Annotated in this window: 11 protein-coding genes; 8 read left to right on the forward strand and 3 right to left on the reverse strand. The window is 74.0% G+C overall.

Going from position 1 to position 12,828, the window contains the following annotated elements; translation table 11 throughout:
* Positions 1 to 188 precede the first annotated feature (188 nt).
* Positions 189 to 2,498, reverse strand: coding sequence for a glycogen debranching protein GlgX (gene glgX, locus ACGFS9_RS24560; RefSeq protein ID WP_393256198.1), 2,310 nt, complete (start codon positions 2,496 to 2,498; stop codon positions 189 to 191).
* A 151-nt stretch (positions 2,499 to 2,649) separates the two neighbouring features.
* On the opposite strand from glgX, the gene ACGFS9_RS24565 reads away from it, so the two are divergent.
* From ACGFS9_RS24565 to ACGFS9_RS24590, 6 genes are all read left to right on the forward strand, one after another.
* On the forward strand, positions 2,650 to 3,864 hold the full coding sequence (locus tag ACGFS9_RS24565) for an Ig-like domain-containing protein (RefSeq protein ID WP_393256199.1): 1,215 nt from the start codon (positions 2,650 to 2,652) through the stop codon (positions 3,862 to 3,864).
* Between the two features lie 188 nt (positions 3,865 to 4,052).
* Positions 4,053 to 5,303, forward strand: coding sequence for an Ig-like domain-containing protein (locus tag ACGFS9_RS24570; RefSeq protein ID WP_393256200.1), 1,251 nt, complete (start codon positions 4,053 to 4,055; stop codon positions 5,301 to 5,303).
* Between the two features lie 90 nt (positions 5,304 to 5,393).
* Positions 5,394 to 6,161, forward strand: coding sequence for an enoyl-CoA hydratase/isomerase family protein (locus ACGFS9_RS24575; protein ID WP_393256202.1), 768 nt, complete (start codon positions 5,394 to 5,396; stop codon positions 6,159 to 6,161).
* A 299-nt stretch (positions 6,162 to 6,460) separates the two neighbouring features.
* Positions 6,461 to 6,964: an ATP-binding protein gene (locus ACGFS9_RS24580; RefSeq protein ID WP_393256203.1), complete on the forward strand. Its 504-nt coding sequence runs from the start codon at positions 6,461 to 6,463 to the stop codon at positions 6,962 to 6,964.
* A gap of 498 nt (positions 6,965 to 7,462) precedes the next feature.
* A complete protein-coding gene (locus ACGFS9_RS24585) occupies positions 7,463 to 8,311 on the forward strand; it encodes a polysaccharide deacetylase family protein (protein ID WP_393256205.1) in 849 nt (282 codons plus the stop codon).
* Positions 8,308 to 9,555, forward strand: coding sequence for a YncE family protein (locus tag ACGFS9_RS24590; protein ID WP_393256333.1), 1,248 nt, complete (start codon positions 8,308 to 8,310; stop codon positions 9,553 to 9,555). Before ACGFS9_RS24585 ends, ACGFS9_RS24590 begins: the two co-directional genes overlap by 4 nt.
* Positions 9,556 to 9,749: 194 nt before the next feature.
* Here ACGFS9_RS24590 and ACGFS9_RS24595 read toward each other — a convergent pair whose 3' ends face one another.
* Positions 9,750 to 10,427 (reverse strand): GNAT family N-acetyltransferase, encoded by a 678-nt coding sequence (locus tag ACGFS9_RS24595; RefSeq protein WP_393256207.1) that lies wholly within the window; start codon positions 10,425 to 10,427, stop codon positions 9,750 to 9,752.
* Positions 10,428 to 10,634: 207 nt separating this feature from the next.
* Here ACGFS9_RS24595 and ACGFS9_RS24600 point away from each other — a divergent pair, with 207 nt between their 5' ends.
* Together ACGFS9_RS24600 and ACGFS9_RS24605 are read left to right on the forward strand one after the other, a co-directional pair.
* On the forward strand, positions 10,635 to 10,847 hold the full coding sequence (locus ACGFS9_RS24600) for an EF-hand domain-containing protein (protein WP_393256208.1): 213 nt from the start codon (positions 10,635 to 10,637) through the stop codon (positions 10,845 to 10,847).
* A gap of 124 nt (positions 10,848 to 10,971) precedes the next feature.
* Entirely contained in the window at positions 10,972 to 11,712 is a 741-nt protein-coding gene (locus tag ACGFS9_RS24605; protein ID WP_393256334.1) for an NADPH-dependent F420 reductase, read from the forward strand.
* 346 nt (positions 11,713 to 12,058) lie between these two features.
* On the opposite strand, the gene ACGFS9_RS24610 is transcribed toward ACGFS9_RS24605, so the two are convergent.
* Complete coding sequence (locus ACGFS9_RS24610) at positions 12,059 to 12,616, reverse strand: glycoside hydrolase family 25 protein (protein ID WP_393256209.1); 558 nt, start codon at positions 12,614 to 12,616, stop codon at positions 12,059 to 12,061.
* Positions 12,617 to 12,828: the final 212 nt, after the last annotated feature.

The following is a 12,828-nucleotide window of genomic DNA, read 5'->3' on the forward strand; positions in this document are numbered from 1 at the left end:
ACGGAGTGCCACGGACAGTGCCCACCGAGTTTCGGCCGGACCGGCGGGAACGGGACCGCGCGGCCCGCGCGGAATCCGGGCAGCTCGCGGCGGGGACACCGGCGGCCCGCGGGCCCGGGAGCCGGCCCCGGGAGGGGCGGCGGCTTCGGGCGCCGGCACCCGTGCCGGTCCCTCCCGCGGCACGGTGTTCAGCGCACCCGCAGCAGCAGCACCGACCGCGCCGGCACGGTGACGGCCGCCCCCGCCGGGTGCACCACGCCGGGTTCGGCGTCCTGCTCCTCGCGCGAGGTGTCCACCACCACCTCGTAGGCGCCGGCCCACGGCGGGCCGGGCAGCTCGAAGCGGGCCGGCCCGTCCCCGGCGTGCAGCACGGCGAGGAAGCTGTCGTCGGTGACCGGAGCGCCCACCGCGTCCCGTCCCGGGATGTCCCGCCCGGACAGGTACATCCCGAGGGTCCCGGCGGGCGCGTACCAGTCCCGCTCCGTCATCTCCGTGCCCCGGGCCGTGAACCAGGCGAGGTCCCGCAGCCCGTCCGCCGAGTGGGCCCGTCCCGAGAAGAACGCCCGGCGCCGCAGTACCGGGTGCTCGTGCCGCAGGGCGATCAGCCGGGACGTCAGCTCCAGCAGCGCCCGCCAGCCGGGGTCCTCCAGCTGCGTCCAGTCGACCCAGCCGATCTCGTTGTCCTGGCAGTAGGCGTTGTTGTTGCCCCGCTGGGTGCGCCCGAACTCGTCCCCGGCGACCAGCATCGGCACGCCGGTCGACAGCAGCAGCGTGGTCAGCAGGTTCCTCAGCTGCCGCCGCCGCAGCGCCCCGACGGCCGGGTCGGCGCTCTCCCCCTCCACCCCGCCGTTCCACGCCCGGTTGTCGTCCGTGCCGTCCCGGTTGCCCTCCCCGTTCGCCTCGTTGTGCTTGCGCTCGTAGGACACCAGGTCCCGCAGGGTGAAGCCGTCGTGCGCGGTCACGAAGTTCACCGACGCGTACGGGCGCCGCCCGCCCCAGGCGTACAGGTCGCTGGAGCCGGACAGCCGGTAGCCGAGGTCCCGCACGTCGGGCAGGGCACCGCGCCAGAAGTCCCGTACGGCGTCGCGGTAGCGGTCGTTCCACTCCGTCCACAGCGGCGGGAAGGCCCCCACCTGGTAGCCCCCCGAGCCCACGTCCCACGGTTCCGCGATCAGCTTGACCCGGCGCAGCACCGGGTCCTGCGCGATCACGGCGAGGAACGGCGACAGCATGTCGACGTCGTGCATGGACCGGGCGAGCGCGGCGGCGAGGTCGAAGCGGAACCCGTCGACGCCCATCTCGGTCACCCAGTAGCGCAGCGAGTCCGTGATCAGCCGCAGCACCTGGGGCTGCACCACGTGCAGGGTGTTGCCGCAGCCGGTGTAGTCGGCGTAGCGGCGGGGGTCCTCCTGGAGCCGGTAGTAGCCGCGGTTGTCGATCCCGCGCAGCGACAGCATCGGGCCCAGTTCGCCGGCCTCCGCCGTGTGGTTGTAGACCACGTCGAGGACGACCTCGATGCCCGCCGCGTGCAGCGCGCGCACCATCCGCTTGAACTCGCCGACCTGCTGCCCCCTGGTCCCGGAGGCCGCGTAGCCGGCGTGCGGGGCGAAGTAGCCGATCGAGTTGTAGCCCCAGTAGTTCCTCAGGCCGCGGCGCAGCAGATGGTCCTCGTGCGCGAACTGGTGCACCGGCAGCAGCTCGACCGCCGTCACCCCGAGCCTCACCAGGTGCTCGATCGCCGCCGGGTGCGCGAGCCCCGCGTAGGTGCCGCGCAGCTCCTCGGGGACGCCCGGGTGCAGCCGGGTGAACCCCTTGACGTGCAGCTCGTAGATCACCGAGTCCGCCCAGGGCGTCTTGGGGCGGTGGTCGTCGCACCAGTCGTCGTCGTCCTGCACGACCACGCCCTTGGGCACGAACGGCGCCGAGTCCCGGTCGTCGCGCACGGTGTCGGCGACGTGCTGCTGCGGCCAGTCCCGGACATGCCCGTACACCTCCGGCGGCAGGCTGAAGTCGCCGTCCACCGCGCGCGCGTACGGGTCGAGGAGCAGCTTGGCCGGGTTCCAGCGCGCGCCGGTCCAGGGGTCCCAGCGGCCGTGCACCCGGAAGCCGTAGCGTCGGCCGGGGAGCACGCCGGGGACGAATCCGTGCCAGATCTCGTGGGTGAGTTCGGTGAGCGGGACGCGGACCTCGGCGCCCGCGTCGTCGAAGAGGCACAGGTCGACGGCCTCGGCGCCGCCGGCCCACAGGGCGAAGTTGGTGCCGGTGACGCCGTCGGGGCCGGTACGGAAGCGTGCGCCGAGCGGGGTGGGGGAACCCGGCCACACGGGAACGGGCGGCGCCTGCGGGCGCCGGGCGCCGTTCAGGGCGGGGGCGGCCGGTCGTGGTTCCGTGGTTGCGGGCGCGGCGGTGGACCGCCCCGCCGGGTCCGTGGCGGTCTGCGTGGGCAGTTCGGCGGCAGGTCCCTGGTGGACTGCCTCCTGCTCGGGTGCGCTCGACACCGATCAGCCTCCCGCGGCTCGTGGAACGCAGTGAGAGGGGGCGTACGGCGTCCCGGCCGCAGCTCCCTGTCGCGTCGTCCTCCCCAGTGTTCTGCCCACCGGGTGGCTCGCACTCACGTTTCCCCGGCGGGGCGCCGTCGTTGGGTCCCTTGTGAACCATGTACAGACGCGCGCGCGGCGCGCAGGGACCGCGCTGACCGCCGCCCTGACCTGGGCGGCTCTGCTGGCCGGAGCCGCCGGCTGCTCCTCGGGCGGGATCGGGGAGGCGTTCGGCAAGCCGCGCTCGCCCGAGGACGCCATCCACGTCACGCCCGCGGACACCACCAAGGGGGTCCGCCCCGGGCAGTCCCTGGAGGTGCGGGTACCCGACGGCCGCCTGGAGTCCGTGAAGGTGGTCCGGTCCCAGGACGCGCGGCAGTCCCCGGTACCGGGGCACATCTCCGACGACGGCCTGTCCTGGACCCCGGACGGCCGCCGCCTCGCCCTCGCCGCCCGGTACACGGTCGACGCGGTGGCCCTGGACGGCCACGGACGCCGGTCGGCCCGGCACACCACCTTCACCACGCAGGTCCCCGACGAGCGGTTCATCGGCTACGTCACCCCGGAGAACCGGTCCACCGTCGGCACCGGGATGATCGTCTCCCTGGAGTTCAACCGGGAGATCGAGAACCGGGCGGCCGTCGAACGCGCCGTCCGGGTGCGGGCGGAACCGGCCGTCGAGATCCGCCCGCACTGGTTCGGCAAGGACCGCCTGGACTTCCGGCCCGAGGCGTACTGGAAGCCCGGCACGAAGGTCACCGTCGAGCTCCGGCTGCGGGACGTCCAGGCGGCGAAGGGCGTCTACGGACTCCAGTCGAAGACCGTCTCCTTCACCGTCGGCCGCAGCCAGACCTCCGTGGTCGACGCCCGCGCGCACACCATGGAGGTCCGCCGCGACGGCGCCCTGCTCGACACGGTGCCGATCACCGCGGGAGCGCCGAAGACGACCACGTACAACGGGAAGATGGTCGTCACCGAGATGCTGGAGATGACCCGGATGAACAGCCGCACGGTCGGTTTCGGCGGCGAGTACGACATCCCGGACGTCCCGCACGCGATGCGCCTCACCGCGTCCGGGACCTTCCTGCACGGCAACTACTGGGCGCCGGAGGCTTTCGGCCACACCAACGTGAGCCACGGCTGCGTGGGCCTTCAGGACGTGAAGGGCGGCGGCTCGGACACCCCCGCGGGCTGGTTCTTCGACCGCAGCCTGGTCGGCGACGTCGTCGAGGTCGTGCACAGCAACGACAAGCGGGTGGCGGCGGACAACGGCCTCGGCGGCTGGAACATGGGCTGGAAGGAGTGGACGGCGGGCTCGCGGCGGTGAAGTGACCCGATATGCGGGGAGGCGCACGACGGACTCCAGCGGCGTCCCGCACGGCCGAAGTTGGGACGGAACGGTGACCTTCGCGGGGAGCCATCGCCGCCGGCCGTGTGATTAATTGGCGCGACAAGCGCGTGGGACGCGCTGGAGTGCGGGCCGGCCTGATCAGGCCGTGCGAGGGGAGATCGACTGTGAACGGGCGACCGATATCGGGGGCGTCGGTTGACGCACGGACCCACCGGAGCAGGGGAGTCCTGGCGCTGCTGCTGGGAGTTCTGCTGCTGGCGCTGACGGCGTGCGGCGGGGGAGGGGACTCGGACCGGGAAGCCGGCTCGGGCGACGCCAAGGGCAGCGAGTCGAGCGGCACCGCGGACACCAGGGTCTCGCGGGCCGTGGTGCGGATCGCCCCCGAGGACGGGGCCCGAGACGTGGAGACGACGGGCGCGCTCAAGGTCACCGCGGCCAAGGGCAAACTGACCGAGGTCCGCGTCGAGGACACCAAGGGAAACGCTGTCAAGGGCGGCATCACCGACGGGGGAGCCACCTGGACCCCGTCCTCGCACCTGGCCGCGGCCACCAAGTACACGGTCCACGCGGTCGCCGAGGACTCCGGCGGGCGTGAGGCCGCCGAGGAGTCGGCGTTCACCACACTGACGCCGAAGAACACCTTCGTCGGCATCTACTCGCCCGAGGACGGCTCCACGGTGGGGGTCGGGATGCCCTTCTCGGTCCGCTTCACCCGGGGCATCACGCACCCGGACGCCGTGGAGAAGGCCATCCGGATCACGACCGAGCCCGCGGTCGCCGTCGAGGGCCACTGGTTCGGCAACGACCGGCTGGACTTCCGCCCCGAGGAGTACTGGGCGGCCGGCACGAAGGTCACCGTCCGTCTCGACCTCGACGGCGTCGAGGGACGTCCCGGCGTGTACGGCAAGCAGGCCAAGACGGTGGCGTTCACCATCGGCCGCCGGCAGGTCAGCACGGTCGACGCGAAGACCCACAAGATGACCGTCAAGCGCGACGGCGAGGTCCTCAAGACCCTCCCGGTCACCACGGGCAAGCCGGGCTACGACACGTGGAACGGCCGCATGGTCATCAGCGAGCGGCTCAAGGTGACCCGCATGAACGGCGAGACGGTCGGCTACGGCGGCGAGTACGACATCAAGGACGTCCCGCACGCCCAGCGCCTCACCGACTCCGGCACCTTCATCCACGGCAACTACTGGGGTGGCGGCACCTTCGGCAACTACAACTCCAGCCACGGCTGCATCGGTCTGCGCGACGTGCGCGGCGGCTGGGACGCGAAGGTGGCGGCGGCCTGGTTCTTCGACCACTCGATCACCGGCGACGTCGTCGTGGTGAAGAACTCGCACGACAAGACGGTCGCCCCGGACAACGGCTACAACGGCTGGAACATGTCCTGGGCGGACTGGACGAAGTAGGGCGGCCGGACGGCCGGTCCACCGCGGGCCGGGTGCGCTGTGACCCAGCACACCCGGCCCGTTGCCGTTAACGAGCACTAACCTGCTGCCATGACTGTTCATCTCGAAGTGGCCGAGGGCGTGGGCACCATCCGCCTGGACCGCCCGCCCATGAACGCCCTGGACATCGCGACGCAGGACCGTCTCAGGGAACTCGCCGAGGAGGCCGCGACGCGGGCGGACGTGCGCGCCGTCGTGCTGTACGGCGGGGAGAAGGTGTTCGCGGCCGGCGCGGACATCAAGGAGATGCAGGCCATGGACCACGCGGCGATGGTCGCGCGGTCCCGGGCGCTCCAGGACTCCTTCACCGCCGTCGCCCGCATCCCCAAGCCCGTCGTCGCCGCCGTCACCGGCTACGCCCTCGGCGGGGGCTGCGAACTCGCCCTCTGCGCCGACTACCGCATCGCCGGGGACAACGCGAAGCTGGGCCAGCCGGAGATCCTGCTCGGCCTCATCCCGGGCGCCGGCGGCACCCAGCGGCTGTCCCGGCTGATCGGCCCCTCCCGGGCGAAGGACCTCATCTTCACCGGCCGCATGGTCAAGGCCGAGGAGGCGCTGACGCTCGGTCTGGTCGACCGGGTGGTGCCCGCCGCCGAGGTCCACACGGCCGCCCACGCGTGGGCCGCCCGGCTGGCGCAGGGCCCGGCGATCGCGCTGCGCGCGGCGAAGGAGTCGGTCGACGCGGGGCTGGAGACGGACCTGGAGACCGGGCTGGCCATCGAGCGGAACTGGTTCGCCGGCCTGTTCGCCACGGAGGACCGCGAGCGGGGGATGCGCAGCTTCGTCGAGGAGGGCCCGGGCAAGGCCGAGTTCCTCTGACCCGGCGGACGGCGGCACCGCGCCGACGGTGCCGTCCCCCGTCCCATTGACGCGGTGTCTTACCCGGCGTCCCCCGATGGTGCGGTTTATGCCAGCCTTAAGAGAACCTTAAGCGCACCTTGTGGCCAGCCGCCGGGTCATGCCCCCGAACCGCACGTCGCCCCAGGTCGAATGGGCTGTCCAGCCCGCCGAAATGCCGTGGGCATATGCCGTTCGACCCCTGTGGAATGTCCCGTTCCGGGGGACGTATTCCTCCGGAACGGCCCCTCGGCGGGGGTGCGGCGGCCATGATGGGGGGCATGGCGGGGCTGGAAGGTATCGATCAGCCGGGGCGGCACGGAAGTGCGACCGCGGCGCGCTGGACGCCTGCGGTCGAGGACGAACGGGCGCTCAGGGCACTGGAGTCGTTCGGCAACCCTCTCGACACCGAGGTGCAGTTGCCGTCCCGTCCGGAGTCGGCGGCGTCGGCCCGGCGTCTGGCCCAGGTCGTGGTGCTGCGGCACTGGGGCCTCTCGCCGAAGATGACCGAGGACGCGGTCTTACTCGTCTCCGAACTGGTGGGCAACGCCGTACGACACACCGGCGCCCGCATGTTCGGACTCCGGATGCGCCGCCGCCGCGGCTGGATTCGCGTCGAGGTGCGCGACCCCTCGCGCGGCCTTCCCTGCCTCATGCCGGTCCAGGACCTGGACCTGAGCGGCCGGGGACTGTTCCTCGTCGACAAACTCTCCGACCGCTGGGGCGTCGACCTGCTGCCCCGCGGCAAGACCACCTGGTTCGAGATGCGCGTCGCCGACCGCTGAAGCGTGGACGGCGCGTCGCGTGCGGCCCGCCGCGAGCCGTGCGTACACGAGAACCCCGGCCGCGTGGCAGCCGGGGTTCCGGGGCGCCGCGCAACGAATGGGGTGTGGTCCGCGGTGCCGGCGACAACCAGGGCCCGGGTCAATGGGTGGAGGTCGCACCGCTGACTATCGCAGACCCGCCGGACTGATCCAAAACGCGAGGACACCTCCCCGGACGGCCTCCCGACCGCCCCCCCCGGGTCCGATCGTCGCCCAACTCCGGGCGCCGCCGTGTTCCGACCGCCTCCGCGTCCCGGGCGCCGCCCCGCTCCGGGCGCCGCCCCGCTCCGGGCCGGGCGGCCTCCCCGCGGGGTCCGGCCTCCGGCCCGCGGCGGAGTCGGTGCGGCGGCGTCCCGTCGGGGCCGGGAGCCCCGGGGTGCCCGGGCCGCCGCCGACCCGCAGCCGCCCGCAGACGGAGCAATCGCTGGATTCCGGGCGTACCGCCCCTTAAATGGTCCGGTGACCACGCCCGCCGAAGATCCCGGACCACCCGCCCCACCGCGGCGCGCGGCCCTGCTCTCGGGCCTCGCGCTCACCGCAGGAACGCTCTCCGCGGGCGCCCTCACCGCGGGGTGCTCCGCCCCCGTGGCCCCCGGCGCCGCACGGGCCGATCCCCGGTCCCGGCCCCCCGGCGCGCCGAGCGCCTCCGCGGCGCCGAGCGCCCGCACCGCACCGCCCGCGCCCGCCCCCCGCCGCTTTCCCGCCCAGCCCGCGCAGATCGCGCACGGCCCCCGCACCCATCCCCCGAAGGTCGCCCTCACCTTCCACGGCCAGGGCGACCCCGCCCTCGCCACCTCGGTTCTCGGCGAGGCGGAGAAGGCCGGTGTGCGCGTCACCGTCCTCGCCGTGGGCACCTGGCTCGACGAACACCCCGGCATGGCCCGCCGCATCCTCGACGGCGGCCACGACCTCGGCAACCACACCCTCCGCCACCTCGACATCAACGCGATGCCGCAGGCGGAGGCCGCCGCCGAGATCCGCGGCTGCGCGGACCGGCTGAAGCGGCTGACCGGCTCGATCGGCACCTGGTTCCGGCCCTCCCGCAGTCCTCGGGCCTCGGCCCTGGTCCAGCGGCTCGCACGGGACGCCGGATACCCGCACACCCTGTCCTACGACGTCGACTCCCTCGACTACACCTCGCCCGGAGCCGCCGCCGTCACCCGCAACGTCCTGGCGGCCGTACGGCCCGGCTCCGTGGTGAGCCTCCACTTCGGCTACGCCGACACCGTCGCCGCCCTCCCCGACCTCCTGCACGAACTCGACGGGCGCGGCCTGCGCCCGGTCACCACAACGGAGTTGCTGAGCTGATGCCGACGCCCCCCTCTCTCCTGGGTTCCTCCCCGCGTTCCTCCCTGCGCCCGTCCTCGCGTTCCCCCCTGCGCGGTGCCCTCGCCGCCGGTGCCGCCCTCGCCGCGCTGGCCGCCCTCGCGGGCTGCGGCGGGTCCGCCGGCGGACACGCCGACGAGGCCCTCGGCACCAAGGCCGCCGTCCGGCCCGCCCCGGCGAAGAAGAAGGCGCCCGAGGGCCTGCCCGGCATGCCCCCGCTGCTGGACCCGACGGACGTCTACGCGGCCGACCGCCCGAACCGGCTCTCCCCGGTGGTCAAGGACTTCCCGTCCCGGGTGTACGTGCCGAACACCGAGTCCAACACCGTCTCCGTCATCGACCCGAAGACGTACAAGGTCGTCGAGACCATCCCGGTCGGCGCCCAGCCCCAGCACGTCGTCCCCTCCTGGGACATGAAGACGCTGTGGGTGAACAACGACAAGGGCAACAGCCTCACGCCGATCGACCCCGCCACCGGCAAGGCGGGCAAGCCGGTCGACGTGCACGACCCGTACAACCTCTACTTCACGCCCAACGGCAAGTACGCCATCGTCATGGCCTCCCTCGACCGCGAGCTGGTGTTCCGCGACGCGCACACGATGAACCGCGTCAAGACCGAGCCCGTCAGCTGCTACGGCGTCAACCACGCCGACTTCTCCGCGGACGGCCGCTACTTCGTCGTGTCCTGCGAGTTCAGCGGCGAGCTGCTGAAGGTCGACACCGAGAAGATGAAGGTGGTCGCCCAGCAGAAGCTGCCCTTCGACGGCGCGATGCCGCAGGACGTGAAGATCTCCCCGGACGGCAAGACCTTCTACATCGCGGACATGAAGGCCGACGGCGTCTGGGTGCTGAACGGCGACACCTTCGCCCAGCCGACCCTGCTGCACACCGGCAAGGGCTGCCACGGGCTGTACATCGGCCGCGACTCCCGCGAGATGTACATCTCCAACCGGGGCGAAGGCACCGTCTCCGTCTTCGACTTCACACGCGACGAACTCACCCGGAAGTGGCGGCTGCCGGACGGCGGCAGCCCCGACATGGGCGGCGTCTCGGCGGACGGCAAGGTCCTGTGGCTCTCCGGGCGCTACGACGCCGAGGTGTACGCCATCGACACCCGCACCGGAAAGCAGCTCGCCCGCATCCCCGTCGGCCGCGGCCCGCACGGCCTCGCGGTCTACCCCCAGCCGGGCCGCTACTCGCTCGGCCACACCGGCATCTTCCGCTAGAGCCCCGACCGGCGGGTCCGCCGGCTCGCGACGCCCGGGACGGCGGCTCGCCGCGTCGTCGCATCACCCGCGTACATCCCGTACGCGGGCGACGCTCCGCCGTGCGCAGCACCGCACCGGACGCCGCGAGCCACCCGGCGCACCCTGCCGGTCACGGCACCGGAGCATGACGCGACGCCCCGCCCGGCCCCCGGTCACCGCCCGGCCCGCGGCGGGGCGGCGCGGGGCGTGAACAGCGCCTCCGCCCCGACCGGGCGGAACCCGGCCGCCAGGAACGCCCGCAGGCTGCGGGCGTTTCCGGCCGCCACCTGCGCCCACACCGGGCCGCCGGCGAGGTGGCGTGCCGCCGTGGCGAGCCGCCCGCCCAGCCTCTGGTGCCGCGCCTCCTCGTCCACCTCGACCGAGACCTCCAGCCGTCCGCCGACCCCGCGTCCGAGGACGACCACACCGCCGCGCGCCTCCCACGCCCGCACACCGTCCCGCCGGGCCCGCGCGGCGGCGGCCCGCGGATGGCCGGGACCGGACGGCCCGGACACCTCCGTGAGCGGCAGCGGCGGCGGGCCCGGCAGCGGGCCGGCGACCGCGAGGACGTCGACGGTGTCGTGCGAGCGCCCCGTCCGCTCCCCGAAAACGGCCAGGAAACGGGGGTTCAGGGCGGCGGCGAGCGGATCGCAGCCGACGGCCGCCAGGGCCGCGCGCACCCAGTCCTCGTCCTCGTCGATGAAGACCACCGAGTGCGCCGTGAAGGCGAGGACGCCCGCGTCGCGCCACGCGTGCTGCCGCACGATCGTGACGGACCCGTCGGGCGCGGGCGGGACCCCGCGGCCCGCGGCCTCGACAACGGCGCGCAGTGTCGTCCCGGTACCGGTCACGTCGGCCCTCGATTCCGCGGCGCCGCCCGCCGCGGGCTCCACACTGGCAGACGCGCGGTCCGGCGTCGCCCGTCCCGGGGGACGCGGGCCCGGGTGCCGGGCCCGCTCGCGGGTGGGCACCGCCCGGCGTGCTCGCGCGGCCCGTTAATCTGACCTCCGTACACCAGCAGCGACGCACGCAGTGATGCACGACGAAGGGGCGGATCGGTGGCCGACATCGAGGAAGCACGCAAGCAGTTCGAGCGGATCGACACGAACGGTGACGGGTTCGTCACGGCGGCCGAGTTCAAGACCGCGCTCGCCCAGGGCGGCGACTGGAACGTCACCGAGTCGGTGGCGGAGGTCATCATCGCGACCCGCGACCTGAACGGCGACAAGCTCCTCTCGTTCGACGAGTTCTGGGCCCACCTGAACAAGTGACGCGCCGCGAGGGGGCGCCCGCCGGCACGACCGGCGGGCGCCCCCTCGTCCGTTCCCGCCGGCCGCCGGCGGACGCGGACCGGCCGAGGGCCGCGTGCCCGCGGCCCGGTGACCCGTCTGCCGTATCGGGCGGAATAGGGCACCGGCGCCCGGGGTTGGTGATCCCCATCAGGAGCATCCACCCCGGAAGGGTCTGTCTCTCATGAAGATCGGCATCATCGGCGCGGGCAACATCGGCGGCAACCTGACCCGGCGGTTCACCGCGGCCGGGCACGAGGTCTCCGTGGCCAACTCCCGCGGCCCCCACACGCTCACCGCGCTCGCCGAGGAGACCGGGGCCCGGCCCGTCCCGGTCGAGGAGGCGGCGCGCGACGCCGAGATCGTGGTCGTCACGGTCCCCCTCAAGGCGGTCCCCGACCTGCCGGACGGCGTCCTGGACGGTGCCGCCGACGGCGTCGTCGTCATCGACACCGGCAACTACTACCCCCGGCAGCGCGACGGCCGGATCGCCGCGATCGAGGACGGCGGCCTGACCGAGAGCCGCTGGACCGCGCAGCAGCTCGGCCACGCGGTCGTGAAGGCCTTCAACGGCACCTACGCCCAGGACCTCCTGGACCGCGCCCGCCCCGCCGGCGCCCCCGACCGCATGGCGCTGCCGGTGGCCGGCGACGACGCCGAGGCCAAGCGGCGGGTCCGCGGGCTGATCGACGCGATCGGTTTCGACACCGTGGACGCGGGCGGCCTGGACGACTCCTGGCGCCAGCAGCCCGGCACGCCGGTCTACGGTCTGCGCGAGGGCGTCACCGCGGTCACCGAGGCACTGGCCGCGGCGCCCCGGGAGCGCCCGGAGGACTTCCGCGGCTGACGCCCGTCCGGCCGTCCCCGCCCGCCCCGCACGCGCTCTCGCCGCACCGGGCCGCAGCCGGGTACGCCCGGTACACGGCTCGGCGCGGGGCGGGCGCTGCACCGGCCGTCGCGGACCGTCCGGCACACCCGTCCGGTCACCGCGTACGGGCCGGGCGACGGAGCCGGCCGCCGGGGGCCGGCCGGGGGGCCGGGGGGCGGGGGCCCGCCCCCCCCTGCGGGGCCCGCGCAAGGGGCCCCCCCGCCCCCGGGGGGCGCCCGGGCCGGGGGGGGGCGCGGGGGCGGCCGGGGGGCCCGGGGGGGGGGCGGGGGGGGCCCCGCGCCGCCCCCCCCGCCGGCCCACGGCACTAGGCTCCGCCCGCCCAGGTGCGCAGCGCCGTCCTGCTGGGGAAGTCGGCGACGTCCTTGTCCACCGGGTCGGACGTGTACTGGTGGAAGCGCCACTTCGCCTTGATGCGCGGCTTGCCGGCGCTCACGTAGTCGGCGATCCAGAGGCCGTCGCCCGCGTACGAGGTGGTGTCGACGTTCAGCCAGAAGTTCCGGTTCGTGTAGAGGACCACCCGGTTGTGCGGGCGCAGTTCCTTCACCTTGCGCACGAAGCGGTCCTTCTCCGCGTTGCTCGCGTGGGTGCCCTCGCCCGTGGTCTCCCAGTCGACGGCGAGCACGTCGCCCGCCCTCTCGGGGGCCTTGCCGACGAAGTGCTCGGCCTGCGCGGTGAGGTTGCCGGGCCACAGGAAGTGGTAGAGCCCGACGACGCAGCCGGCGTCGCGGGCCCGCTTCACCTGGGCGGCGAGCTTGGGATTGACGTACGTACGGCCTTCGGTCGCCTTGACGAAGACGAAGGAGAGGCCGGTGGTGTCGTAGGCGGACGACTGGTAGGCGCTGACGTCGATGCCTCGCAGCATGGGGGGAGCCTCCGTGCGGGGGGCGGGCGGGCCACACGGGGTGGCGCCCGGGGTTCGTGGGGGAGTAACTGCCCTTCGAATTCCCCGGCTTGCCCCGCCTCACCCTCGCACGTGGGAGCGAGCGCCCTCCGCGCTCCGGTCCGGCGCGGACCCCGCGGCTCCCGTGTCCGGCTCCCGGCACGACCGGTTTCCCCTCGCCGGTCGTGCCGAGA

Source organism: Streptomyces sp. NPDC048566 (assembly GCF_043199735.1).
Taxonomy (GTDB): Bacteria; Actinomycetota; Actinomycetes; order Streptomycetales; family Streptomycetaceae; genus Streptomyces.